Origin of the sequence: Brachymonas moutaii (nom. illeg.) (genome assembly GCF_049977365.1) — a bacterium.
GTDB lineage: Bacteria > Pseudomonadota > Gammaproteobacteria > Burkholderiales > Burkholderiaceae_C > Brachymonas.
On the sequence record NZ_JBNGEN010000052.1, the window covers coordinates 1 to 219 of the forward strand.

The 219-nt window shown below is 49.8% G+C and carries 1 protein-coding gene; it reads right to left on the reverse strand.

The window, feature by feature from the left end; all coding sequences use genetic code 11:
* Positions 1 to 9: 9 nt before the first annotated feature.
* Positions 10 to 219: hypothetical protein (locus tag ACP2WS_RS11385; RefSeq protein WP_426460869.1), on the reverse strand; the 210-nt coding region annotated here is incomplete at its 5' end.

A 219-nucleotide genomic window follows, 5' to 3' on the forward strand; every position in this document is an offset into this window, starting at 1 on the left:
TAGAGATGCTCATGACCGTACCTCGCGGGTGGTAGCGGTGATGGTGAAGAGGTTGTCACGCATCTTTGGCTGAATTTCTCCAACATTTTTACTTCCATCGGTAGAAAAGGAATCCAATGAGCCCATGTCAGCAAGCTTTGGATAATGTCCCTTCCAGTAATACCTTTTCACAGGCTGACCGCTGGCCAGTTCTTTGGCATCCAGGCTGCCGCTGAAACC